The 24,730-nt window shown below is 71.5% G+C and carries 22 protein-coding genes and 1 pseudogene; 2 read left to right on the forward strand and 21 right to left on the reverse strand.

Going from position 1 to position 24,730, the window contains the following annotated elements; translation table 11 throughout:
- The first annotated feature begins 264 nt into the window (after window positions 1-264).
- Window positions 265-813 carry a hypothetical protein gene (locus ACZ418_RS22820; protein ID WP_468365741.1) on the forward strand — a complete coding sequence of 183 codons (549 nt, stop codon included), beginning with the start codon at window positions 265-267 and terminating at the stop codon, window positions 811-813.
- A gap of 118 nt (window positions 814-931) precedes the next feature.
- Here the strand turns inward: ACZ418_RS22820 and ACZ418_RS22825 are convergent, their stop codons facing one another.
- The 14 genes and pseudogenes from ACZ418_RS22825 to pyrR all read right to left on the reverse strand — a co-directional run bounded on the left by ACZ418_RS22825 (window position 932) and on the right by pyrR (window position 17,622).
- The gene (locus tag ACZ418_RS22825) at window positions 932-3,091 is read right to left on the reverse strand and encodes a primosomal protein N' (RefSeq protein WP_468365743.1); all 2,160 of its coding nucleotides are present in this window, start codon (window positions 3,089-3,091) and stop codon (window positions 932-934) included.
- A 252-nt stretch (window positions 3,092-3,343) separates the two neighbouring features.
- A complete protein-coding gene (gene metK, locus ACZ418_RS22830; protein ID WP_468365745.1) occupies window positions 3,344-4,552 on the reverse strand; it encodes a methionine adenosyltransferase in 1,209 nt (402 codons plus the stop codon).
- 240 nt (window positions 4,553-4,792) lie between these two features.
- Window positions 4,793-5,995 carry a bifunctional phosphopantothenoylcysteine decarboxylase/phosphopantothenate--cysteine ligase CoaBC gene (gene coaBC / locus ACZ418_RS22835; protein ID WP_468365748.1) on the reverse strand — a complete coding sequence of 401 codons (1,203 nt, stop codon included), beginning with the start codon at window positions 5,993-5,995 and terminating at the stop codon, window positions 4,793-4,795.
- An 89-nt stretch (window positions 5,996-6,084) separates the two neighbouring features.
- Window positions 6,085-6,357, reverse strand: coding sequence for a DNA-directed RNA polymerase subunit omega (gene rpoZ, locus ACZ418_RS22840; protein WP_003982715.1), 273 nt, complete (start codon window positions 6,355-6,357; stop codon window positions 6,085-6,087).
- Window positions 6,358-6,409: 52 nt separating this feature from the next.
- Window positions 6,410-7,000: pseudogene (gene gmk, locus ACZ418_RS22845) on the reverse strand (guanylate kinase); the annotation flags it as partial.
- Between the two features lie 27 nt (window positions 7,001-7,027).
- The gene (locus tag ACZ418_RS22850; RefSeq protein ID WP_003977346.1) at window positions 7,028-7,351 is read right to left on the reverse strand and encodes an integration host factor; all 324 of its coding nucleotides are present in this window, start codon (window positions 7,349-7,351) and stop codon (window positions 7,028-7,030) included.
- A gap of 299 nt (window positions 7,352-7,650) precedes the next feature.
- Window positions 7,651-8,496 carry an orotidine-5'-phosphate decarboxylase gene (pyrF, locus tag ACZ418_RS22855; protein ID WP_468365751.1) on the reverse strand — a complete coding sequence of 282 codons (846 nt, stop codon included), beginning with the start codon at window positions 8,494-8,496 and terminating at the stop codon, window positions 7,651-7,653.
- Window positions 8,493-9,599: a quinone-dependent dihydroorotate dehydrogenase gene (locus ACZ418_RS22860; RefSeq protein ID WP_468365754.1), complete on the reverse strand. Its 1,107-nt coding sequence runs from the start codon at window positions 9,597-9,599 to the stop codon at window positions 8,493-8,495. The genes pyrF and ACZ418_RS22860 overlap by 4 nt, the downstream gene beginning before the upstream one ends.
- 57 nt (window positions 9,600-9,656) lie before the next feature.
- Window positions 9,657-12,965 (reverse strand): carbamoyl-phosphate synthase large subunit, encoded by a 3,309-nt coding sequence (gene carB / locus ACZ418_RS22865; RefSeq protein ID WP_468365757.1) that lies wholly within the window; start codon window positions 12,963-12,965, stop codon window positions 9,657-9,659.
- Window positions 12,958-14,124: a glutamine-hydrolyzing carbamoyl-phosphate synthase small subunit gene (gene carA / locus ACZ418_RS22870; RefSeq protein ID WP_468365760.1), complete on the reverse strand. Its 1,167-nt coding sequence runs from the start codon at window positions 14,122-14,124 to the stop codon at window positions 12,958-12,960. The genes carB and carA overlap by 8 nt, the downstream gene beginning before the upstream one ends.
- Window positions 14,121-14,681 (reverse strand): PH-like domain-containing protein, encoded by a 561-nt coding sequence (locus ACZ418_RS22875; protein WP_468365763.1) that lies wholly within the window; start codon window positions 14,679-14,681, stop codon window positions 14,121-14,123. Before ACZ418_RS22875 ends, carA begins: the two co-directional genes overlap by 4 nt.
- On the reverse strand, window positions 14,678-15,964 hold the full coding sequence (locus ACZ418_RS22880; RefSeq protein WP_468365766.1) for a dihydroorotase: 1,287 nt from the start codon (window positions 15,962-15,964) through the stop codon (window positions 14,678-14,680). Before ACZ418_RS22880 ends, ACZ418_RS22875 begins: the two co-directional genes overlap by 4 nt.
- A gap of 5 nt (window positions 15,965-15,969) precedes the next feature.
- The gene (locus tag ACZ418_RS22885; RefSeq protein WP_468365769.1) at window positions 15,970-16,950 is read right to left on the reverse strand and encodes an aspartate carbamoyltransferase catalytic subunit; all 981 of its coding nucleotides are present in this window, start codon (window positions 16,948-16,950) and stop codon (window positions 15,970-15,972) included.
- A 90-nt stretch (window positions 16,951-17,040) separates the two neighbouring features.
- Entirely contained in the window at window positions 17,041-17,622 is a 582-nt protein-coding gene (gene pyrR, locus ACZ418_RS22890; protein ID WP_468365772.1) for a bifunctional pyr operon transcriptional regulator/uracil phosphoribosyltransferase PyrR, read from the reverse strand.
- A 253-nt stretch (window positions 17,623-17,875) separates the two neighbouring features.
- On the opposite strand from pyrR, the gene bldD reads away from it, so the two are divergent.
- Window positions 17,876-18,379 carry a transcriptional regulator BldD gene (bldD, locus tag ACZ418_RS22895; RefSeq protein ID WP_043498969.1) on the forward strand — a complete coding sequence of 168 codons (504 nt, stop codon included), beginning with the start codon at window positions 17,876-17,878 and terminating at the stop codon, window positions 18,377-18,379.
- 154 nt (window positions 18,380-18,533) lie between these two features.
- Here the strand turns inward: bldD and nusB are convergent, their stop codons facing one another.
- From nusB to aroC, 7 genes are all read right to left on the reverse strand, one after another.
- On the reverse strand, window positions 18,534-18,968 hold the full coding sequence (gene nusB, locus ACZ418_RS22900) for a transcription antitermination factor NusB (protein WP_468365775.1): 435 nt from the start codon (window positions 18,966-18,968) through the stop codon (window positions 18,534-18,536).
- Between the two features lie 2 nt (window positions 18,969-18,970).
- Window positions 18,971-19,537, reverse strand: a complete 567-nt coding sequence (efp, locus tag ACZ418_RS22905) for an elongation factor P (RefSeq protein ID WP_014671526.1) — start codon at window positions 19,535-19,537, stop codon at window positions 18,971-18,973.
- Window positions 19,538-19,581: 44 nt separating this feature from the next.
- Window positions 19,582-20,694 (reverse strand): aminopeptidase P family protein, encoded by a 1,113-nt coding sequence (locus tag ACZ418_RS22910; protein WP_468365778.1) that lies wholly within the window; start codon window positions 20,692-20,694, stop codon window positions 19,582-19,584.
- Between the two features lie 92 nt (window positions 20,695-20,786).
- Window positions 20,787-21,695 carry a Pro-rich N-terminal domain-containing protein gene (locus ACZ418_RS22915; protein ID WP_468365780.1) on the reverse strand — a complete coding sequence of 303 codons (909 nt, stop codon included), beginning with the start codon at window positions 21,693-21,695 and terminating at the stop codon, window positions 20,787-20,789.
- A 175-nt stretch (window positions 21,696-21,870) separates the two neighbouring features.
- Window positions 21,871-22,962, reverse strand: a complete 1,092-nt coding sequence (gene aroB, locus ACZ418_RS22920) for a 3-dehydroquinate synthase (RefSeq protein WP_468365782.1) — start codon at window positions 22,960-22,962, stop codon at window positions 21,871-21,873.
- Window positions 22,959-23,441 (reverse strand): shikimate kinase, encoded by a 483-nt coding sequence (locus tag ACZ418_RS22925; protein WP_468366541.1) that lies wholly within the window; start codon window positions 23,439-23,441, stop codon window positions 22,959-22,961. The genes aroB and ACZ418_RS22925 overlap by 4 nt, the downstream gene beginning before the upstream one ends.
- 32 nt (window positions 23,442-23,473) lie before the next feature.
- Entirely contained in the window at window positions 23,474-24,658 is a 1,185-nt protein-coding gene (aroC, locus tag ACZ418_RS22930) for a chorismate synthase (protein ID WP_468365785.1), read from the reverse strand.
- Window positions 24,659-24,730 lie beyond the last annotated feature (72 nt).

Genomic DNA, 24,730 nt, shown 5'->3' on the forward strand with positions numbered 1-24,730 from the left:
GGAACAGACGCGCGGACGCCGACGGCGAGCAGCCCCCACAAGGTGTCCGGCCTCTGGGCCGACTGGAAAGGGTGGTGCGCGGGCGGGAGAACAAGCAACCCGAACCACACACCGCGCGCCCTCGGACGACCGGCGTACGCATATGCCCGTACGCCCCCACCCCGTGACCAGCAGAGCGCACACGCGTTGGTCAAGAAAGAGTTGACCACATAGGGCCGTTTTCGCGGCCCAATTCCTTTCAACGCCGGTTCGAGAGGCTTGTTCATGGCCGACCACGCAACCCACGACGCCCAGGCCCGGGCCAGCCTGCACTTGCTGGTGCGGGACATCGAGCGAGTGCGCCGGCAGGTGGACGCACTGCGCACGCTCACCGCCCAGCTGGGCAACGTCTACCGCCCGCGCCGCTCCGGCCCGTCCACGGGCTTCGTCGTCTACGGACGCGCCCCCGCCCCGACGGTGCGCCTTGCCCAGGAACTGCGGGACAGTGTCGAAACCCTGGTGACGGCCGCGGTGGACTTCGACCGCTCACTCGGCTTCTCGTGGGACGCGGTGGGCTCGGCGCTCGGAGTCACGAAGCAGGCGGTGCACCGCCGTTACGGTGCCCGCCGCGCCGCGGCACAGGCGGCCGCCGAGGCCGAGCGGAGCGGGGAGCCGTCCGGCACCCGCACGCTCGATGTGAACACCGGCCTGCCCACGGTCCCGACGGTCCCCGCGGCCCGCTCGATGCCCACGCAGCCGACCGCGGGCAGCCCGGCCCTGCGCGACCGCGACGACGCCCGCCCGACGGCCTTCCCCGGCCCACGCAACGGCTGAGCAACGGCCGCGCAGCGGCCGAGCGACGGCCGCCACTTCCGCCCTGCCCTCCCGGACGGACCACCGGGAGGGCAGACACGCGCTTGAACAGACGGACCGGCGCGGCGGAACCCACCCGTCACCCGATGTCCGGCGGATCGATCCGCACCCGCACGGCCTCCCCGCTCCCCCGCGCCATACGAGCGGCCTGCGCGGTCTTCAGCGCGGCGGCCAGCGCCGCCCCGCTCCCCGGCGGCACCCGGATCAGCGCCCGGTCCCAGTGCTCGCCCGGCGGTGGCGCTCCGGGCCTGCGGGGCCGGCCGGGCGGCGTCGCAGGCATCGGCACCGGTCCCAGCACCTCAGCGTCCGGCGGCAGTTCGACCGAGGCCAGGAACTCGGCGACGGCCGCGGGCGTCCCGGACACCGCTGCCATCCGCGACACTGGCGGAAAGCCCAGTTCGGCCCGCTCGGCCAGTTCCCGCACCGCGTGCCCGACGGGGTCCCAGCGCACCAGCGCCTGCACCGGCCGCAGGGTCGGCTCGGCCACCACGACCACCGTGCCCCCCTCGCTCTGCGGCCGTACCAGCGCGCCCGCCGCGATCCACCGGCCGAGGGCGTCCTCGCCGGCCCGCAGGTCGGGTCGGACGAGCATCGCCCAGCCGTCCAGCAGGAGGGCCGCCGCGTAGCCGCCCTCGGCGACCGGTTCGGCCCCCGGGGTGCTCACGACCAGCGCGGGCGTGCCCGGCACCGTGTCCAGCACTTGCTCCCGCCCCGAGGTGCGCACCGGGACGGCGGGAAAGGCGCGCCCCAACTCCTCGGCCGTCCGCCGCGCCCCCACGACCTGGGCCCGGAGCCGGAAACCGCCGCACTCAGGGCAGTGCCAGGCGCTCTCCTCGCGCCCGCACCAGCCGCACCGCAGAACCCCGGCGTCCTGCCCCTGGAGCGGCCCGGAGCAGTGCCGGCACCGGGCAGGCGCCCGGCACCGGTCGCAGGCCATACGAGGCGCGTAGCCGCGCCGCGGCACCTGTACGAGCACCGGCCCGTGCCGCAGCCCCTCGCGGGCCGCCTGCCAGGCGAGCGTCGGCAGCCGGGCGGCGCGGGCGGCCTCGTCGCGGGCGAGGTCGTCGTCCCCGACCGTGCGGACCAGGGGGGCGACCTGCCGCACCTGTTCCCGCCCGGCGACCAGCGGCCGGGCCCAGCCGCTCTCGACGAGCTGGGCGGCCTCCACGGTGCAGCTCCAGCTCCCCAGCAAGAAGGCGCACTTGTCCAGCGCGGCCCGCAGCAACAGCACGTCCCGGGCGTGCGGCTGCGGGGCGTGCTGCTCGCTGTGGCTGTCGTCGCCGTCGTCCCAGATGGCGACGAGCCCCAGGTCCTGCACAGGCGCGAACATGGCGGCCCGGGTCCCCACCACGGCTCGTACGGCTCCCCGGCGCACCGCGAGCCACTGCGCGTACCGCTTCTCGGGCCCGGCGTCGGCCGTGAGCAGCGCGTGCCGGCCGGTGCCGAGCAGCGCGGTGAGCGCGGCGTCCACGCGCGCGGCGGCCCGCCCGTCCGGTACGACGACGAGGGCGCCGCGGCCGGAGGCGAGCGTGGCGGCGACGGCGCGGGCCAGTTCCTCGCTCCACAGCGGGCCCGGCAGCGCGTTCCAGACGGCCCTGGGCGAGCCGCCGGAGGCCAGGGCCTGGAGGAATGCCTCCCCGTGCTCGTAACGCCCCCAGGAGGCCGTCTCGGGCGCTTTCGGCGGGAGTGGGGGCGGAGGCGACGGCCGCTGCTCCGCCCGGGCGCTGCGCGGCGGCACGGCCAGCTGGAGCACGTCGGCGAGGCTTCCGGCATACCGGTCGGCCACGGCCCGAGCGAGTCCCAGCAGCTCCTCGCTCAGCACCGGCTCCGGCGACACGACCTGGGCCAGCGCGGCCAGCGGCCCGGAGTAGTCGGACTCGGCCCGCCGCTCGACGAGGAACCCGTCGATGAGCCCGCCGCCCTCCCGGCGCCCTTCCCGCACCCGGCCCCGACCGGCCCCGAACCGCACCCGCACCCGCACGCCCGGCTGTGCGTCGGCGTCCAGCTCGGCGGGCACGGCGTAGTCGAAGTACCGGTCGAGATGCAGCACGCCCTTGTCGACCAGCACCCGGGCGACGGGCAGCTGCGGGGCGAGCGCGGCGCCCCGCCAGGTCCGCGGCTTGGCCCGCGGCACCTTCGCCTTGCGCACGCTCTCCCGGATGAGCGCGAGCTGCTCCGGCGGCGGCCCTTCGGCCCCGCCGTCCCCGTCTGCCCGGGGCGCCCCGTTCTCGCTGCTCACGCTTGCATTCTTACCAAACCGCACTGACAACCGACGTCCGCCCGAGATCCGGATCGGCAGCGGTACGGATTCGGCTTCACCGCACGCCCCGAGGGGCGCACTCCACGAAGTAACCGCGGCCTTCGCACCGGGCGGTGCCGACGGCGTCAGGGTAGAGACCGCCCGGCCGGGCCCGCCAGTCGATTCTGTGCACGCCGAGGCCCGGCCCCCGCGGGCAGGGAGCCGGGCCTCGGCGAGAAGGGCGGTCGGGGCTTACAGGCCCACGGCGGCGCGCAGGGCGTCCACGCGGTCCGTACGCTCCCAGGTGAAGTCGGACAGCTCGCGGCCGAAGTGGCCGTAGGCCGCCGTCTGGGCGTAGATCGGGCGGAGCAGGTCGAGGTCGCGGATGATCGCGGCGGGGCGGAGGTCGAAGACCTCGTCGATCGCCTTCTCGATCTTCTCGGCGTCGATCTTGGCGGTGCCGAAGGTCTCCACGAACAGACCGACCGGCTCGGCCTTGCCGATCGCGTAGGCGACCTGGACCTCGCAGCGGGAGGCCAGGCCCGCGGCCACGACGTTCTTGGCGACCCAGCGCATCGCGTACGCGGCCGAGCGGTCCACCTTGGACGGGTCCTTGCCGGAGAAGGCGCCGCCGCCGTGGCGGGCCATGCCGCCGTAGGTGTCGATGATGATCTTGCGGCCGGTCAGGCCGGCGTCGCCCATCGGGCCGCCGATCTCGAAGCGGCCGGTCGGGTTGACCAGCAGGCGGTAGCCGTCGGTGTCCAGCTTGATGCCCTCGTCCAGGAGCGCCTTCAGCTCCGGCTCCACGACGAACTCGCGGATGTCGGGCGCCAGCAGCGACTCCAGGTCGATGTCGGAAGCGTGCTGCGAGGAGACGACCACCGTGTCGAGACGGACGGCCTTGTCGCCGTCGTACTCGATGGTGACCTGCGTCTTGCCGTCGGGGCGCAGGTAGGGGATCGTGCCGTTCTTGCGCACCTCGGACAGGCGCTTGGACAGGCGGTGCGCCAGGAAGATCGGCAGCGGCATCAGGGTGGGCGTCTCGTCGGACGCGTAGCCGAACATCAGGCCCTGGTCACCGGCGCCCTGCCGGTCCAGTTCGTCGTCGTCGCCCTCGACCCGGCTCTCGTACGCCGTGTCCACACCCTGCGCGATGTCCGGGGACTGCGCGCCGATGGACACCGACACACCGCAGGAGGCGCCGTCGAAGCCCTTCTTGGAGGAGTCGTAGCCGATCTCGAGGATCTTGTTGCGGACCAGGGTCGCGATGTCCGCGTAGGCCTTGGTCGTCACCTCGCCGGCCACGTGCACCAGGCCGGTGGTGATCAGCGTCTCGACGGCGACCCGGGAGGTCGGGTCCTCGCGCAGAAGCGCGTCGAGAATGGTGTCGCTGATCTGGTCAGCGATCTTGTCGGGGTGACCCTCGGTCACGGACTCCGAGGTGAACAGGCGACGGGACACAACGCTCCCTGTGGTTGCAGCGGCTGCTGGCTGATCATTGGCGGCGACGCTCGGGGCTGCGCCCGGCGTCGACCGTGAACAGTTTATCGGTCGCACTCGGCCGATGGGTCACCCGTCTCGCCTCTCGGGAGCGCCGTGACCTGCGGCACGGGCATTCTGCCCAATGCCGGGCGGCCTTGGCCAGGGTCGCCACACCCGATTTCGGTGTGGCGTGAACCTGCCGTCGAGCTCGCGCGGACGTCAGCTCAAGCGCTGCGCGACGAGGTCCCAGACGATGTCGGCCAGGGCTTCCTTGGGGCCGTGCGGCACCGGGGTCTCGCTGCCGTCGGCGCCCAGCACCAGGGCCTCGTTCTCCTCGGAGCCGAACGTCTTGCGCTCCCCCACCTCGTTGACGACGAGCAGGTCGCAGCCCTTGCGGGCGAGCTTGGTGCGGCCGTTGGCGAGGACGTCGTCGGTCTCGGCGGCGAAGCCGACGATCACCTGGCCGGGGCGGGCGCGCTCGGCCGAGATCTCCGCGAGGATGTCCGGATTACGCACCAGGACGATCGGGTCGGGGTCCTGGCCGTCCTTCTTCTTGATCTTGCCGGTGGCGTAGGCCGCGGGGCGGAAGTCGGCGACGGCGGCGGCCATGACGACCGCGTCGGCGTCCGCCGCCGCCTTCAGGACGGCCTCGCGCAGCTGGACGGCCGTGCCGACCGGTACGACGTCCACGCCCGCCGGGTCGGGCAGGCCGGTGTTGGCCGCGATCAGCGTGACCCGGGCGCCGCGGGCGGCGGCGGTGCGGGCGAGGGCGTAGCCCTGCTTGCCGGAGGAGCGGTTGCCGAGGAAGCGGACCGGGTCGAGGGGCTCGCGGGTGCCGCCTGCCGAGACGACGACGTGCCGCCCTTCGAGGTCGGGCTCCGCAACGCCGCGGGCCAGCACCCGGCGGCAGACCTCGAAGATCTCCACCGGGTCGGGCAGCCGGCCCTTGCCGGTGTCGACGCCGGTGAGCCGGCCGACCGCGGGCTCGATGACGACGGCGCCGCGTCGGCGCAGCGTGGCCACGTTCTCCTGGGTGGCCGGGTGCTCCCACATCTCGGTGTGCATGGCGGGCGCGAAGACGACCGGACAGCGGGCGGTGAGGAGGGTGTTGGTCAGCAGGTCGTCGGCGAGGCCGTGGGCGGCCTTGGCGAGCGTGTCGGCCGTGGCGGGGGCGACGACCACCAGGTCGGCCTGCTGGCCGATGCGGACGTGCGGGACCTCGTGGACGGCGTCCCAGACCTCCGTCGAGACGGGGTTGCCGGACAGGGCGGACCAGGTGGCGGCGCCGACGAAGTGCAGCGCGGAGGCGGTGGGCACCACGCGGACGTCGTGGCCCGACTCCGTGAACCTTCTCAGCAGCTCACAGGCCTTGTAGGCGGCGATGCCGCCGCTGACGCCGAGAACGACCTTCGGCTTGTCCACCGGGACTCCCATTCGTTGAACCTACGCCTCCATGACACACCACAGGCCCGGCAGTCGCGCCGCCGGGCCTGTCATGCGAGAACGAACGGTTACTGCGCGGGGCCCTCGACGGCCTCCGAGGTCAGCAGACCCGCGTTGATCTCACGCAGGGCGATCGAGAGCGGCTTCTCGTGGACGTGGGTGTCGACGAGCGGACCGACGTACTCAAGCAGGCCCTCGCCGAGCTGCGAGTAGTACGCGTTGATCTGGCGGGCACGCTTGGCCGCGTAGATCACGAGGCTGTACTTCGAGTCGGTGGCCTCGAGAAGCTCGTCGATCGGCGGGTTGATGATGCCCTCGGGCGCGGTGATGGAAGAGGACACGCTCTACCTTCCGATGGGTGGGAAAAGATCAGTCGTGATCACACAGTCGCGATCACACAACATCCATCAAGGCTAGCAGCTCGCGCGCCACGTCCTCGACGGAGGTGTTGACCAAGGTCGTGTCGAACTCCGGCTCGGCCGCCAGCTCGGTCCTGGCCGCCTCAAGGCGGCGCTCGATGACATCGGGCGGCTCGGTGCCCCGGCCGGTCAGCCTGCGCACCAGCTCCTCCCAGGAGGGCGGAGCCAGGAACACCAGACGGGCGTCGGACATCGACTCCCGGACCTGCCTGGCACCCTGGAGATCGATCTCCAGCAGAACCGGCTCGCCCTTCTCCAGCCGCTCCAGCACGGCCGCGCGGGGCGTGCCGTAGCGGTTGCCGGCGAACTCGGCCCACTCCAGCAGCTCGCCGTTGGCGATCAGCTTGTCCATCTCGTCGTCGGTGACGAAGAAGTAGTGGACTCCGTGCTTCTCGCCGGGGCGGGGCTTGCGGGTGGTGGCCGACACCGAGAGCCAGACCTCGGGGTGTTCCTTGCGCATATGGGCGACGACCGTGCTCTTGCCGACCCCCGAGGGGCCGGAGAGCACGGTCAGCCGCGGACGTTCACTCATGCAGCGATTATTCCAGCAATCCCGGAGTGCCCGGGACTCCCGGTCCGGCTGCGCCCGGACTCAGGAGCCGGTGCTGCCGAACTCACGCTCCAGGGAAGCGATCTGGTTGGAACCGAGACCGCGCACCCGGCGGCTCTCGGAGATACCCAGACGCTCCATGATCTGCTTGGCGCGGACCTTGCCCACGCCCGGCAGCGACTCGAGCAGTGCGGAGACCTTCATCTTGCCGATGACGTCGTTCTCCTGGCCCTGCTTGATGACCTCGTGCAGGGAGGCGCCGGAGTGCTTGAGTCGATTCTTGACCTCGGCCCGCTCCCGGCGAGCCGCGGCGGCCTTTTCGAGCGCGGCTGCGCGCTGTTCGGGGGTAAGGGGCGGAAGAGCCACGCCTACGTCACCTCGGATGTCGAACTGTCGGATACGGACCGGTGAGGAACCTAGTCGCCCCACACCTGGGGAGCCACGAGCAACACGCTTCGCCCGTTCTCCCCCACTACCTGATGGGTGTGGGGGTGTCCCCACAGCTCGGAGACTAGCGGTCAAGGCCGCCAGAGTCAGCGAGAACAGCGGAAAAGTCCTGGTCAGCCTCCGCCAGGTCGGACATTTCAGACATAATGCCCCCGATTTGAGGATGTATTCACACTCAAGTCGCCGCGCCGCCGCTCCACGAAGACCCCTCGGGGGGCTCAGCCACCCGCGACGGCGGCCCGGATCTCCTCCGCGAAGCGCTCCGCGGACGCGCGCAGGGCCCCCACGTCGGGCCCGTGCCGCAGCACGCCCCGGCTGACGTTCGGCACGACGTTGCGCACCGCCTGCCCGAACACCGTGGGAAGGTCGGCCGCGGTCGCGCCCTGAGCCCCGACGCCGGGCGCGAGAAGCGGACCGTTGATGGCGAGGTCGTACGAGGACAGGTCGCCGACCGTGGCGCCGACGACGGCACCGAAGGAGCCCAGCGGCTCCTCCCCCGCGTTCTCGGCGGCCAGGTGGGCGAGCACGGTCGCACCCACCGTGCGGCCGTCGGCGCGGACCGCGTGCTGGACCTCGGGACCCTCCGGGTTGGAGGTCAGCGCCAGCACGAACAGGCCGGCGCCGCTCTCCCGGGCCAGCGCGACGGCCGGGCTGAGCGAGCCGTAGCCGAGGTAGGGCGAGACGGTCAGGGCGTCGGAGAACAGCGGGGCGTCCTTGTGCAGGTAGGCCTCGGCGTACCCGGCCATGGTCGAGCCGATGTCGCCGCGCTTGGCGTCCATCACGACGAGGGTGCCGGCCGCGCGGGCCTCCTGGACGACCTTCTCCAGGACGGCGACGCCACGGGAGCCGAAGCGCTCGAAGAAGGCGCTCTGCGGCTTCATCACGGCGACCCGGTCGGCCACCGCCTCGACGACCGCGCGGCTGAACCGCTCCAGACCGGCCACGTCGTCGTTCAGGCCCCACTCGGCGAGCAGGGAGGCGTGCGGGTCGATGCCGACGCACAGCGGGCCGCGCTCGTCCATGGCGCGGCGCAGCCGGGCGCCGAAGGGCTCGTACGAGGTCATGCGGGCTTCCTCACGTCGGCGCCGACCGCGTCGGCGAGGCTGGCGTACGGGCTGGTGCGCAGGCGGGCGGCGAGGCCCTTGTGGATCGCGCGGGACCAGAAGGGGCCCTCGTAGATGAAGGCGCTGTAGCCCTGGACCAGCGTGGCGCCGGCCAGGATGCGCTGCCAGGCGTCCTCGGCGGTCTCGATGCCGCCCACGCCCACGAGGGTGATCCGGTCGCCCACGCGCGCGTACAGCCGGCGCAGGACCTCCAGGGAGCGCGCCTTGAGCGGGGCGCCGGACAGGCCGCCGGTCTCCTTCACCAGGGAGGGCGCGGATCTCAGACCGAGTCCGTCGCGCGCGATGGTGGTGTTGGTCGCGATGATGCCGTCCAGGCCCAGCTCCACGGCCAGGTCGGCCACGGCGTCGATGTCCTCGTCGGCGAGGTCCGGGGCGATCTTCACCAGCAGCGGGACACGCCGGTTCGCGACCGTGCGGTCGGCGGCCTCGCGGACGGCGGTGAGCAGCGGGCGCAGCGCCTCGGTGGCCTGCAGATTGCGCAGGCCGGGCGTGTTCGGCGAGGAGACGTTGACGACCAGGTAGTCCGCGTACGGCGCGAGCCGCTCGGCCGACTTCACATAGTCGCCGACGGCCTCCGCCTCCGGGACGACCTTGGTCTTGCCGATGTTGACGCCGACGACCGTCCTGAAGACCGGCTCCCGGGTGGCGAGGCGGGCGGCGACGGCGAGCGAGCCGTCGTTGTTGAAGCCCATGCGGTTGATCAGCGCGCGGTCCGCGACGAGGCGGAACAGCCGCTTCCTGGGGTTGCCGGGCTGCGGCTCGCCGGTGACCGTGCCGATCTCGACGTGGTCGAAGCCCAGCATGGACATGCCGTCGATCGCGACGGCGTTCTTGTCGAAGCCGGCGGCGAGCCCGAAGGGGCCGTGCATGCGCAACCCGAAGGCCTCGGTGCGCAGCTCCTTGTAGCGGGGCGCGAGGGCGGCCGCGACGAAGGTGCGCAGCACCGGGATACGGACGGCGAGGCGGATCCAGCGGAAGGCCAGGTGGTGGGCCTTCTCGGCGTCCATCCGTTGGAAAACCAGGCGGAAGAAAAGCTTGTACATCTCAGGTGAGTCCTCATACAGAGGGGGACACCGTTTCCGGTGTCCCCCTCAGGGCTGCTAGTCGCGGGCCGCGGTCAGGTGTTCCGCGTGTTCCTGGAGCGAGCGGACGCCCACGTCACCGTGGTTGAGGGCGTCGATGCCCTGGACCGCCGCGGCGAGCGCCTGGACCGTGGTCAGGCACGGCACGGAGCGGGCCACCGCCGCCGTACGGATGTCGTAGCCGTCGAGGCGGCCGCCGGTGCCGTACGGGGTGTTGACGATGAGGTCGACCTCGCCGTCGTGGATCAGCTGGACGATCGTCCTCTCGCCGTTCGGACCGGTGCCCTCGGACTGCTTGCGCACGACTGTGGCGTTGATGCCGTTGCGCTTGAGGACCTCGGCGGTGCCGGAGGTGGCGAGCAGCTCGAAGCCGTGGGCGACCAGCTCACGCGCCGGGAAGATCATCGACCGCTTGTCGCGGTTGGCGACCGAGATGAACGCACGGCCCTTGGTGGGCAGCGGCCCGTAGGCACCGGCCTGCGACTTGGCGTACGCCGTGCCGAAGACGGAGTCGATGCCCATGACCTCGCCGGTGGAGCGCATCTCCGGGCCGAGGACGGTGTCGACGCCGCGGCCGTGGATGTCGCGGAAGCGCGACCACGGCATGACGGCCTCCTTGACCGAGATCGGCGCGTCCAGCGGCAGCTCGCCGCCGTCGCCCGTCTTCGGCAGCAGGCCCTCGGCGCGCAGCTCGGCGATGGTCGCGCCCAGCGAGATCCGGGCGGCGGCCTTCGCGAGCGGCACCGCGGTCGCCTTGGAGGTGAAGGGGACCGTGCGGGAGGCGCGCGGGTTGGCCTCCAGGACGTAGAGGATGTCCCCGGCCATGGCGAACTGGATGTTGATCAGGCCGCGTACGCCGACGCCCTTGGCGATGGCCTCGGTGGAGGCGCGCAGCCGCTTGATGTCGAAGCCGCCGAGGGTGATCGGGGGCAGCGCGCACGCCGAGTCGCCGGAGTGGATGCCGGCCTCCTCGATGTGCTCCATCACGCCGCCGAGGTACAGCTCCTCGCCGTCGTAGAGGGCGTCGACGTCGATCTCGATCGCGTCGTCCAGGAACCGGTCGACGAGCACCGGCCGCGAGGGGCTGATCTCGGTCGACTCGGCGATGTAGGCGGCGAGGCGGGTCTCGTCGTAGACGATCTCCATGCCGCGCCCGCCCAGGACGTACGACGGCCGGACCAGGACCGGGTAGCCGATCTCGTCGGCGATGGCCTTGGCCTCGTCGAAGGTGGTGGCCGTGCCGTGCTTCGGGGCCGGCAGGCCCGCCTCGGCGAGGACGCGCCCGAAGGCGCCGCGGTCCTCGGCCGCGTGGATGGCCTCGGGGGACGTGCCGACGACCGGCACGCCGTTGTCCTTCAGGGCCTGCGACAGGCCGAGCGGGGTCTGGCCGCCGAGCTGCACGATCACGCCCGCGACCGGCCCGGCCTGCTGCTCGGCGTGGACGATCTCCAGCACGTCCTCCAGCGTCAGCGGCTCGAAGTACAGCCGGTCGGAGGTGTCGTAGTCGGTGGAGACGGTCTCCGGGTTGCAGTTGACCATCACGGTCTCGTAGCCCGCGTCGCTCAGCGCGAAGGAGGCGTGGACACAGGAGTAGTCGAACTCGATGCCCTGGCCGATGCGGTTGGGGCCGGAGCCGAGGATGATGACGGCCGGCTTCTCGCGGGCCGCGACCTCGGTCTCCTCGTCGTAGGAGGAGTAGAAGTACGGCGTCTTCGCGGCGAACTCGGCGGCGCAGGTGTCGACCGTCTTGTAGACCGGGCGGATGCCGAGCGCGTGCCGGACCTCGCGGACGACGTCCTCGCGCAGGCCGCGGATCTCGCCGATCTGCTGGTCGGAGAAGCCGTGCCGCTTGGCCTCGGCGAGCAGCTCGCGGGTCAGCTCGGGGGCCTCGGCCAGCTCGTCCGCGATCTCCTTGATCAGGAAGAGCTGGTCGACGAACCACGGGTCGATCTTCGTGTACTCGAAGATCTCCTCGGGCGTGGCGCCCGCGCGGATGGCCTGCATGACCGTGTTGATCCGGCCGTCGGTGGGACGCCGGGACTCCTCCAGGAGCAGCGACTTGTCCCCGGGGACACCGGTGAAGGCGAACTGGCTGCCCTTCTTCTCCAGCGAGCGCAGCGCCTTCTGGAAGGCCTCGGGGAAGTTGCGGCCGATGGCCATGGCCTCGCCGACCGACTTCATGGTGGTGGTCAGCGTGGAGTCGGCCTGCGGGAACTTCTCGAAGGCGAATCGCGGGGCCTTGACGACCACGTAGTCGAGCGTGGGCTCGAAGGAGGCCGGGGTCTCCTGGGTGATGTCGTTCGGGATCTCGTCCAGGGTGTAGCCGACGGCCAGCTTGGCGGCGATCTTGGCGATCGGGAAGCCGGTCGCCTTGGAGGCGAGCGCCGAGGAACGCGACACGCGCGGGTTCATCTCGATGACGATCACGCGACCGTCCTCGGGGTTCACCGCGAACTGGATGTTGCAGCCGCCGGTGTCGACGCCGACCTCGCGGATGACGGCGATGCCGATGTCGCGCAGGATCTGGTACTCGCGGTCGGTCAGCGTCATCGCCGGGGCGACGGTGATCGAGTCACCGGTGTGCACGCCCATGGGGTCGAAGTTCTCGATGGAGCAGACGACCACGACGTTGTCGTGCTTGTCGCGCATCAGCTCCAGCTCGTACTCCTTCCAGCCGAGGATGGACTCCTCCAGGAGCACCTCGGTGGTCGGGGAGAGCGTGAGGCCCTGGCCTGCGATGCGGCGCAGCTCCTCCTCGTCGTGCGCGAAGCCGGAGCCCGCGCCGCCCATGGTGAAGGACGGGCGGACGACGACCGGGTAGCCGCCGAGCTGCTCGACGCCCTTGAGGACGTCGTCCATGGAGTGGCAGATGACCGAGCGGGCGGACTCGCCGTGCCCGATCTTGGCCTTGACGGCGTCCACGACGGCCTTGAACTGGTCGCGGTCCTCGCCCTTGTGGATCGCCTCGGGCTTGGCGCCGATCAGCTCCACGCCGTACTTGGCCAGGACACCGTTCTCGTGCAGCGAGATGGCGGTGTTCAGGGCCGTCTGGCCGCCCAGGGTGGGCAGCAGGGCGTCGGGACGCTCCTTGGCGATGATCTTCTCGACGAACTCCGGGGTGATCGGCTCGACGTAGGTGGCGTCGGCGATCTCCGGGTCGGTCATGATCGTCGCCGGGTTGGAGTTGACGAGGACGACGCGCAGGCCCTCGGCCTTGAGCACGCGGCACGCCTGGGTGCCGGAGTAGTCGAACTCGGCGGCCTGGCCGATGACGATCGGGCCGGAGCCGATGACCAGGACGGACTGGATATCGGTGCGCTTAGGCACGCTGGCCCTCCATCAGGGAGACGAAGCGGTCGAACAGGTAGGCGGCGTCGTGCGGACCCGCTGCCGCTTCGGGGTGGTACTGGACGGAGAAGGCCGGCTGGTCGAGCAGCTGCAGCCCCTCCACGACGTCGTCGTTCAGGCAGACGTGCGAGACCTCGGCGCGGCCGAACCTGGTCTCGCTGACCTTGTCGAGCGGCGCGTCCACGGCGAAGCCGTGGTTGTGCGCGGTGACCTCGACCTTGCCGGTCGTACGGTCCTGGACCGGCTGGTTGATGCCCCGGTGGCCGTACTTCAGCTTGTAGGTGCCGAAGCCGAGGGCGCGGCCGAGGATCTGGTTGCCGAAGCAGATGCCGAACAGGGGCGTCTTCCGCTCCAGGACGGCGCTCATCAGCGCGACCGGGCCGTCGGCGGTCGCCGGGTCGCCGGGGCCGTTGGAGAAGAACACACCGTCCGGGTTGACGGCGTAGACCTCGTCGGCCGTGGCGGTCGCGGGCAGGACGTGCACCTCGATGCCGCGCTCGGCCATCCGGTGCGGGGTCATGCCCTTGATGCCGAGGTCGATGGCGGCGACGGTGAAGCGCTTCTCGCCGATCGCCGGGACGACGTACGCCTCCTTGGTCGCGACCTCCTCGTAGAGGCTCGCGCCCTTCATGTGCGGCTGGGCCAGCACGCGCGCGAGGAGCTCCGACTCGGCGGCGGTCCCCGCGGCGGAGCCGCTGTCGAGCACAGTGCCGGAGAAGATGCCGGCGCGCATCGAGCCGCGCTCGCGCAGATGGCGGGTGAGGGCGCGGGTGTCGATGCCGGAGATGCCGACCACGCCCTGCCGCTCCAGCTCGTCGTCCAGGGAGCGCTTGGCGCGCCAGTTGGACGGCACGCGCGCGGGGTCGCGCACGACGTAGCCGGAGACCCAGATGCGGCTGGACTCGTCGTCCTCGTCGTTCCAGCCGGTGTTGCCGATCTGCGGGGCGGTCGCGACGACGATCTGCCGGTCGTACGACGGGTCGGTCAGGGTCTCCTGATAGCCGGTCATACCGGTGGAGAACACGGCCTCGCCGAAGGTCTCCCCCACGGCCCCGTAGGCACGGCCGCGGAAGATGCGGCCGTCCTCCAGGACGAGTACGGCGGGAACCCTGGCGGCTCCCCTTGTGGAGGTCGTCATCGTGCGCCTTCCGTGTCGTTGATCATGTGGTTCAGGGTGTCGACCCACTCCGTGTGCTCGGCCGCGTGGTCCGAGCGGAAGCCGGAGTCGATCAGCTTGTCGCCGAGCTCCCAGGTCACCACCAGCAGCCCGCCCTCCGTGAGGACCTTGCCCGCGATGCCCTTGTCCAGCCGGGCCCCGCGCAGCGCGGCGGTGGGGATGAAGAAGTCGCTCGCTCCGGGACGCTCGACCTCAAGCCCTTGGTCGGTCAGGGTGAGCTCGGCCCGGCTGCGGGTGCCCAGGCCGTGGGCCACGATCCGGTCCAGCCACTGTCCTGCGGTGGTGGAGCCGTGGTAGCGACCGCTCAGCTCAAGTTTCGCCGGGCCGGTCTCCTCCGGCGCGCTGGGCGGCGCGGGCAGGTCGCTCTGCAGGGTGCCGCGCCACTTCCAGCCCTCGCGCATCAGCCAGTAGACGAGCGCGATGAAGAGCAGGAGTCCGACGAGCCAGCCGATGCGGGCCGGCCAGTCGGTGACCTCGGCCGACCTCTTGGCCTCGGCCAGCAGGATTACAGGTGTCACGTGAGCTTCCCGTCGACGAGCGTGGCCTTGCCCCGCAGCCACGTGTGCGTCACACGGCCCGGCAGCTCACGCCCCTCGTAGGGGGTGTTGCGGCTGCGCGAGGCGAAGCCCGCGGGGTCCACCTGGCCACGGTATTCCGTGTCGACGAGGGTGAGGTTGGCGGGCTCACCAGCCGAGACGGGACGGCCGTGTCCGGTGGCCTGTCCGATCTGCGCGGGCCTGACGGACATCCGGTCGGCGACGCCGGCCCAGTCCAGCAGGCCCGTGTCGACCATGGTCTCCTGGACCACTGACAACGCGGTCTCCAGGCCCACCATCCCCATGGCGGCCGCGGCCCACTCGCAGTCCTTGTCCTCGTGCGGGTGCGGGGCGTGGTCGGTGGCGACGATGTCGATCGTGCCGTCCGCCAGGGCCTCGCGCAGGGCGTGCACATCGCGCTCGGTGCGCAGCGGCGGGTTGACCTTGTAGACGGGGTTGTACGTCCGCACCAGCTCGTCGGTGAGGAGCAGGTGGTGCGGGGTGACCTCGGCGGTGACCTGGATGCCGCGGGACTTGGCCCAGCGGACGATCTCGACGGACCCGGCGGTCGACAGGTGGCAGATGTGGACGCGGGAGCCGACGTGCTCGGCGAGCAGCACGTCCCGTGCGATGACCGACTCCTCGGCGACGGCCGGCCAGCCGCCCAGGCCCAGCTCGGCGGAGACGACGCCCTCGTTCATCTGGGCGCCCTCGGTCAGCCGCGGCTCCTGCGCGTGCTGGGCGACGACGCCGCCGAAGGCCTTCACGTACTCCAGCGCGCGGCGCATGATCACCGCGTCGTCCACGCACTTGCCGTCGTCGGAGAAGACGGTGACCCCGGCGGCCGACTCGTGCATGGCGCCCAGTTCGGCGAGCTTCTTGCCCTCCAGGCCGACGGTGACGGCGCCGATGGGCTGCACGTCGCAGTAGCCGTGCTCCTTGCCGAGCCGCCAGACCTGCTCGACGACACCGGCCGTGTCGGCGACCGGGAAGGTGTTGGCCATGGCGAAGACGGCCGTGTAGCCGCCGGACGCGGCCGCGCGGGTGCCGGTGAGGACCGTCTCGGAGTCCTCGCGGCCCGGCTCGCGCAGATGGGTGTGCAGATCGACCAGGCCCTGCAGCAGCACCTTGCCGGCGGCCTCCACGACCTCGGCGCCCTCGGCGGACAGTCCGGTGCCCACCTCGGCGATGGTCTCGCCGTCGATCAGCACGTCCTGCGGCTCGCCGCCGAGCACCTTCGCACCACGGATCAGGATCTTGCTCATGGGTCTTACTTCTCCTCGTTGGTGCGGGCGTGGGTGAGGGCAGGCTCGTTTCCGCCCAGCAGCAGGTACAGCACGGCCATCCGGATGGAGACGCCGTTGGCGACCTGCTCGACGGCGGTGCAGCGGTCGGAGTCGGCGACCTCGGCGGTGATCTCCATGCCGCGCACCATCGGGCCGGGGTGCATCACTATGGCGTGCTCAGGCAGCCTGTCCATGCGGTCGGCGTCGAGGCCGTAGCGGCGGGAGTACTCGCGCTCGGTCGGGAAGAAGGCGGCGTTCATCCGCTCGCGCTGGACGCGGAGCATCATCACGGCGTCGCACTTGGGCAGCGTGCTGTCGAGGTCGTACGACACCTCGCACGGCCACGTCTCGACCCCGACCGGCACCAGGGTGGGCGGGGCGACCAGGGTGACCTCGGCGCCGAGGGTGTGCAGCAGGTCCACGTTGGAGCGGGCGACCCGGCTGTGCAGGACGTCGCCGACGATGGTGATCCGCTTGCCGGCCAGGTCCTGGCCAAGCCCCGCGTCCCGGCCGATCAGCCGGCGGCGCATGGTGAAGGCGTCCAGGAGGGCCTGGGTGGGGTGCTGGTGGGTGCCGTCGCCGGCGTTGATGACCGCGGCGTCGATCCAGCCGGAGTTCGCCAGCCGGTACGGGGCTCCGGAGGCGCCGTGCCGGATGACGACGGCGTCGACGCCCATGGCCTCCAGGGTCTGGGCGGTGTCCTTCAGGGACTCGCCCTTGGAGACGCTCGACCCCTTGGCGGAGAAGTTGATGACGTCCGCGGACAGCCGCTTCTCGGCGGCCTCGAAGGAGATCCGCGTGCGCGTGGAGTCCTCGAAGAAGAGGTTGACGATCGTGCGGCCGCGCAGGGTCGGCAGCTTCTTGATCGGCCGGTCGGCGACCCGGGCCATCTCCTCGGCGGTGTCGAGGATCAGGACGGCGTCGTCGCGGGTGAGGTCGGCGGCCGAGATGAGATGACGCTGCATCTGTCAGGCTCCGTAAGGCAGTTCAATCGGGAGAATTCAGGCAATCCGCTGCGTATGTGGGCACGCCGAAGCGGCCGTACGCCGGATCTGCTAGTGGCCGGTCTGCTTCACACCGAGCAGCACGGTGTCGCGACCGTCCTCCTCGGCGAGCTGGACCTTGACCGTCTCCCGCAGCGACGTGGGGAGGTTCTTGCCGACATAGTCGGCGCGGATGGGCAGTTCGCGATGGCCGCGGTCGACCAGGACCGCGAGCTGGACCGCGCGGGGGCGCCCGATGTCGTTCAGGGCGTCGAGGGCGGCGCGGATGGTGCGGCCGGAGAAGAGCACGTCGTCGACGAGGACGACCAGCTTGCCGTCGATGCCGTCACCGGGGATCTCGGTGCGGGCCAGCGCACGCGGCGGGTGCATGCGCAGGTCGTCGCGGTACATGGTGATGTCGAGCGAGCCGACCGGGATCTTGCGGTCGGTGATCTGCTCCAGCTTGACGGCGAGCCGCTGGGCGAGGAAGACGCCCCGGGTCGGAATGCCGAGCAGCACCACGTCGTCGGCGCCCTTGGCGCGCTCGACGATCTCGTGGGCGATACGGGTCAGCACCCGCGCGATGTCGGGACCCTCGAGAACGGGCCGCGCATCGGACGTGTGCGGAGTGGCGTGCGAGTCCTGCGTGTCCATACGGAAAGGACCTCCTTCTCCGCCTCACGGGACGGACCTTAAAGGACGTCTGATTTGCGCAAACAACCCTAGCAGGTCATGGAGCGGACCCCGATCACCCCCCTGGCGTAATCGGCCACCGCTATCACGGAAGAGTCGGTGTGGACCATTCGGCTTGACGCAGCAGAGTCACGCTGCGTAACCTCACAGTGAGTTACCAGCCGCGCGGCGGGAACCCAGTCCGGCCGCGTCGACACAGTGTCCGGGGAGCTATATGTCCAGCGAATACGCCAAACAGCTCGGGGCCAAGCTCCGGGCCATCCGCACCCAGCAGGGCCTTTCCCTCCACGGTGTCGAGGAGAAGTCCCAGGGTCGCTGGAAGGCCGTGGTGGTGGGGTCGTACGAGCGTGGCGACCGTGCGGTGACCGTACAGCGGCTCGCCGAGCTGGCCGATTTCTATGGCGTTCCGGTGCAGGAGCTGCTGCCGGGCACCACGCCGGGCGGCGCCGCCGAGCCGCCGCCGAAGCTGGTCCTGGACCTGGAGCGGCTGGCCACCGTGCCGGCCGAGAAGGCAGGCCCCCTGCAGCGCTACGCGGCCACCATCCAGTCCCAGCGCGGTGACTACAACGGCAAGGTGCTCTCCATCCGCCAGGACGACCTGCGCACACTCGCCGTCATCTACGACCAGTCCCCCTCGGTCCTCACCGAGCAGCTGATCAGCTGGGGTGTCCTGGACGCGGACGCCCGCCGCGCGGTGGCCGCCCACGAGGAGAGCTGAGCCGCTCGACACCTGAGCAGAAACGTGCCGCCGGGGTGGCCGGAACTTTGCGGTTCTGGCCACCCCGGCGGCCTTTTCCGCCCTGAAGAGACGCCGGAGGGCCCGCAGCACAGGCATGCTGCGGGCCCTCCGGCGATTGTCGTACCGGGCGGCTTTACGCCTTGTCCCGGCGCAGGGACGGCTTGAGCTCCTTCAGCCGACCGAGCAGGCCGTTCACGAACGCCGGCGACTCGTCGGTGGAGAACTCCTTCGCCAGCTGCACCATCTCGTCCAGGACGACGGCGTCCGGGGTCTCGTCGACCCAGATCAGCTCGTACGCGCCCAGCCGCAGGATGTTGCGGTCCACGACCGGCATCCGGTCGAGCGTCCAGCCGACCGCGTACTGGGCGATCAGCTCGTCGATCCGCTTCACGTGCTCGGCGTAGCCCTCGACCAGCTGCATCGTGTACTCGCTGACCGGCGGCTGCCGGGTGTCGGACCGGGACAGCCGGATCCAGTCCGCCAGGACTGTCAGGACGTCGGCGCCGCGCTGGTCGCCCTCGAAGAGGATCTGGAAGGCGCGCTTGCGGGCCGTGTTGCGGGCAGCCACGGTTAGCTGTTCACCCGGCCGAGGTAGTCGCTCGTACGGGTGTCGACCTTGATCTTCTCACCGGTGGTGATGAAGAGCGGGACCTGGATCTGGTGGCCGGTCTCCAGGGTGGCGGGCTTGGTGCCACCGGTGGAGCGGTCGCCCTGGACGCCCGGCTCGGTCTCGGCGATGGTCAGCTCGACCGCCGCGGGCAGCTCGACGAAGAGAACCTCGCCCTCGTGCTGCGCGACGGTGGCGGTGAAGCCCTCGACCAGGAAGTTCGCGGCGTCGCCGACGGCCTTCCGGTCGATGTGCAGCTGGTCGTAGGTCTCCATGTCCATGAAGACGAAGTACTCGCCGTCCATGTACGAGAACTGCATGTCGCGCTTGTCGACAGTGGCGGTCTCGACCTTGACGCCGGCGTTGAAGGTCTTGTCGACCACCTTGCCGGACAGCACGTTCTTCAGCTTGGTGCGCACGAAGGCCGGGCCCTTGCCGGGCTTGACGTGCTGGAACTCGACGACGGACCAGAGCTGGCCGCCTTCGAGCTTGAGCACCATGCCGTTCTTGAGGTCGTTCGTGGAAGCCACGGTTGCGGAATCTCCTGGACTGACGTACGACCCCGGGTCACGCGCTACAGCGCGAGCAGCTCCTTGGTCGTGATGGTGAGTAGCTCGGGTCCGCCGTCCGCCTCGGGGCGTACGACGAGCGTGTCATCGATCCGGACACCGCCCCGGCCCGGGAGGTGGACCCCAGGTTCGACGGTGACCGGCACGCAAGCGTCCAGTTTACCCATGGCGGCGGGGGCCAACTGCGGGTCCTCGTCGATTTCGAGTCCGACGCCGTGTCCGGTCAGCGGTGGCAGTGCCTCCGCATAGCCGGCGGAGTCCAGAACCTGGCGGGCCGCCCGGTCCACATCGCCGTAGGCGGCGCCGGGTGCCAGGGACTCGCGTCCGGCGCGCTGGGCGGCGAAGACGAGGTCGTACAGCTCAACCTGCCACTCGGCGGGCGAGGTGCCGATCACGAAGGTACGGCCGATCTCGCAGCGGTAGCCGCGGTAGGTCGCGCCCAGGCACACGGTGAGGAAGTCGCCCTCCTCCACCCGCCGGTCGGTGGGGCGGTGCCCGCGGCGGCCGGAGTTCGGTCCGGTGGCGACCGAGGTGGGGAAGGCGGGGCCGTCGGCGCCGTGGTCGACCAGACGGCGCTCCAGCTCCAGCGCGAGGTGCCGTTCGGTGCGGCCGACCAGGATGGACTCCAGCAGCTCGCCGAGGGCCTGGTCGGCGATCTCGGCGCCGATGCGGAGGCAGGAGATCTCCTCCTCGTCCTTGACCACCCTGAGCTGCTCGACGGCTCCGCCGAGATCGCCGAGGCGCAGCGTGGGGGCGACCGAGGCGATCGCTCTGTGCCGGGTGACCGTGAGGTGGTGTTCCTCCACGGCCAGGGAGTCGGCGTCCTGCGCCACGGCCAGGTCCGCCGCCACGACCGCGGCGTCGCCGCCGACGCCGTTCGGCGGGATGACGTGCAGGCGCAGGTTCTCGTCCGGGCGGCCCTCGGAGGGGCGGTCGTCGGGCTGGCCGATGCATACGAGGAGGTCCTCGCGTTTGCCGAGCAGCAGCGCGGAGCCCTGCGGGGCTGCGGCGGCGAGGTAGCGCACGTTGGCTGGACGGGTGACGAGCGCTGCCGCGGTGCCGGCCGCGGTGAAGTGGTCTCTCAGCCGGGATCGGCGGGTCGCGTACACCTCTGACATGAGACGAGCGTAGGAGTTTTATGGCGGTTGTGCCGATTTGCGGGGGCCGAGTGGGGTGCGGAGCAGGTGGGGGTGGACCACTTGCCCCTTGTTCACCAGCTCGGTGGGCTTGCTATCGCCCTCGCCAGCACCTCGTCCAGAACCTGGGCCGTCCCCGGGATGTCCAGCTGAGAGTTGTCGATGATCGGCAGCCCCGAGCCGTACCAGCCGGCCATGCGGCCGTGGATGCGGGCCACCTCCTCGTCGGTGAGGCGGCGGTTGCCGGTGCGTTCGGCGTTGCGCTCCAGGACGATGTCCAGGCCGGGCAGGAGGACGACGGGCAGCAGGCCGGGACCGACGTGGCGCTTCCAGCCGCCGAGACCCACGACCGGGCGGTCCGGGAAGACCGCATCATCCAGGATGCAGGAGATGCCGTTGGCGAGGAAGTTGCGGGCGGCGAAGCCGCAGGTGCGGCGGGCCAGGCGGTACTGGGCCTCGGAGTTGTCGTTCCAGCCGGACTGGGGGTCGGCGAAGCCGGAGCGAACCCATTCGCGGACGTCGTCCAGGCTGATGTGCGCGGTGGGCACGCGGCGATGGTCCGCCCAGTACTTGGCGACGCTGGTCTTGCCCGCGCCGGCCGGGCCGATCAGCAGCACGGCCAGCGTGGTCGTCGCCGGGTCGGGGGCCGCTGCGGGAGCCGGGGGCGCCGTGGGCACGCCGACGGGTCCGCCGGGCGGCAGCGGGACGTGGCCGGTGCTGTCGGGGGCCGGCGGGGCAGCGGGCTGTGCGGCCGGGGACTGAGACACGGCGGGTTGCGGGTGCGGGGGCGCTGGGGGTTGCGGGGGCGTCGGCGGGACGGCGCCGGTCGGGGCCGGGAAGCCCGGCGGCGGGGGCACGGGGGCGGGCCTCTGGGAGGCTCCCGGGTGCGGGCCCGGTTGGTGTGCGGCCGACGCCCAGCCGGCGTGCGGCACCTGCCCCGGCTGGTGGGGCGGCGGCAGCGGAGACCCCACTGCGTGCTGCATCCGTTGCCACTCCGTCTCGTACAGGCAGTTCGTGCTGGCAGCGGGGGTGAACCCGCTGCCTACCGAACGGTACCGTCCCCCGCCGTCCATGGGTGAAACGGCCGAGGGCGGCGCGAAGTGCCCGTTCCGCAAAGGAAGTCGAGGTGGGAACCGGACGGACGGAGCATCTAGGGACTTACTGACCGACCTCTCCGTACGCGGCGAGGAGGACCGCCGGGTCCGGTCCCTCCAGGACGGTGGGCTTGGCCAGGCCGTCGAGGACGATGAAGCGCAGCAGGTCGCCGCGGGACTTCTTGTCGATCTTCATCGTCTCCAGCAGCTTGGGCCACTGGTCGTAGCGGTAGTGCAGCGGGAGGCCGACCGCTTCCAGGACCGCGCGGTGACGGTCCGCCGTCGCGTCGTCCAACCGGCCCGCCAGACGGCCGAGTTCGGCGGCGAAGTGCATGCCGACCGCGACCGCCGCGCCGTGCCGCCACTTGTAGCGCTCGTTCTTCTCGATGGCGTGGCCGAGCGTGTGGCCGTAGTTGAGGATCTCGCGCAGGCCCGACTCCTTCAGGTCCGACGAGACGACCTCCGCCTTCACCCGGATCGAGCGCTCGATCAGCTCGGCCGTGTGCGCACCCTGCGGGGTCCGGGCGGCCACGGGGTCGGACTCGATCAGGTCCAGGATCACCGGGTCGGCGATGAAACCGGCCTTGATGACCTCGGCGAGCCCGGAGACGTAGTCGTTGACCGGGAGCGAGTCCAGCGCGGCCAGGTCGCACAGGACGCCGGCCGGCGGGTGGAAGGCGCCGACGAGGTTCTTGCCCTCGGCGGTGTTGATGCCGGTCTTGCCGCCGACCGCCGCGTCCACCATGGCGAGCACGGTGGTCGGGACGGCGATCCAGCGCACCCCGCGCAGCCAGGTCGCGGCGACGAAGCCGGCGAGGTCCGTGGTCGCGCCGCCGCCCACACCGACGACGACGTCGGAGCGGGTGAAGCCCGACTGGCCGAGCGCCTTCCAGCAGTAGGCGGCGACCTCGGCGGTCTTGGCCTCCTCGGCGTTCGGCACCTGGATGGCGACCGCCTCGTAGCCCTGCTCGGCCAGGTCGGCGCGGAGCGCGTCACCGGTCTCGGCCAGCGCCTCGGGGTGGATCACCGCGACCCGCTTGGCCCTGGGACCGATCAGCCCGGCCAGCTCGCCGAGCAGTTGGCGCCCGACCAGCACCTCGTAGGGGTCGGTGCCCGCGGTGCCGGCGACCTGGATCCGGGTGACTGCCTCGCTCATGCTTCCTTCAACTCCAGTGCGTCCAGCGCTGCTTGGGTGACCTCTTCGGGGGTACGGCCGTCCGTCGCCACGACGGCGGTGGCGACCTCCTCGTACAGGTGCCGCCGGGCCTCCATCAGCTCGCGCCACTGCTTGCGCGGGTTGACCGCGAGCAACGGACGGGCCACGTTCAGGCCGGTGCGCTTGACGGCCTCCTCCACGTCCATGGCGAGGTACACCACCCGGTGCCCGGCGAGCAGCGCGCGTGTGTCGGCGTCCAGGATGGCGCCGCCGCCGAGCGCGAGGACGCCCTCGTGCTCGGCGAGCGCGGTGTGCACGGCCCGCTTCTCGATGGCGCGGAAGGCGGGCTCGCCCTCGTCGACGAAGATCTCGGCGATGGTGCGGCCCTCGGCGGCGACGATGTCCTCGTCGGTGTCCCGGTAGCCGAGGCCGAGGCGCTCGGCGAGCAGCCGGCCGACGGTGGACTTGCCGACGCCCATCGGGCCGACCAGTACGACGGCGGGCACGGCGCTCACCGGATGTGGAGGTTGTCGAGGTACGACCGCACGTTGCGCCGGGTCTCGGCCACGGAGTCGCCGCCGAACTTCTCGGCGACCGCGTCCGCCAGGACGAGCGCGACCATGGCCTCGGCGACGATGCCCGCGGCGGGCACGGCCGAGACGTCGGAGCGCTGGTGGTGGGCCTGGGCCTCCTCGCCGGTGGTGACGTCCACCGTCTTCAGGGCGCGCGGCACGGTCGCGATCGGCTTCATCGCGGCCCGCACCCGCAGCAGCTCGCCGGTGCTCAGGCCGCCCTCGGTGCCGCCGGCGTGGCCGGAGACGCGCTTGATGCCCTCGGGCGTGCTCACGATCTCGTCGTGCGCCTTGGAGCCGGGCACCCGGGCCAGCTCGAAGCCGTCACCGATCTCGACGCCCTTGATCGCCTGGATGCCCATCAGGGCACCGGCGAGACGGGCGTCCAGCTTGCGGTCCCAGTGCACGTGCGAGCCCAGGCCGACGGGCACGCCGTACGCCAGCACCTCGACCACACCGCCGAGCGTGTCGCCGTCCTTGTGCGCCTGGTCGACCTCCGCGACCATCGCCTTCGAGGCGTCCGCGTCCAGGCAGCGCAGGGGGTCGGCGTCCAGCTTCTCGACGTCGGCCGGCGTGGGGTACACACCCTGCGGAGCCTTCACGGAGCACAGTTCGACGACGTGCGAGACGATCTCGATGCCCGCGGTCTCCTTCAGGTACGACCGGGCCACCGCGCCCAGCGCCACCCGGGCGGCGGTCTCGCGGGCGGAGGCGCGCTCCAGGATCGGGCGGGCCTCGTCGAAGCCGTACTTCTGCATCCCGGCGAGGTCGGCATGGCCGGGCCGCGGCCGGGTCAGCGGCGCATTGCGGGCCAGACCGGCAAGGATCTCCGGGTCGACCGGGTCGGCCGCCATGACCTGCTCCCACTTCGGCCACTCGGTGTTGCCCACCATGATCGCGACCGGGGAGCCGAGGGTGAGACCGTGCCGGACGCCGCCCAGGAAGGTGACCTCGTCACGCTCGAACTTCATCCGCGCACCGCGGCCATAGCCGAGCCGCCGCCGCGCCAGGTGATCCGCCACCATGTCCGTGGTGATCGGCACGCCGGCGGGAAGCCCCTCCAGCGTCGCGACAAGTGCGGGACCGTGGGACTCCCCCGCGGTCAGCCAACGCAGCCTGCTCAACGGTGCTCCTCAGTGTTCGCGCCCGGTACTGCCCGGCGTACACGCGTCCTCGCGTACGGCGACGGCGCGACC

Source organism: Streptomyces sp. NPDC030820 (assembly GCF_055572075.1).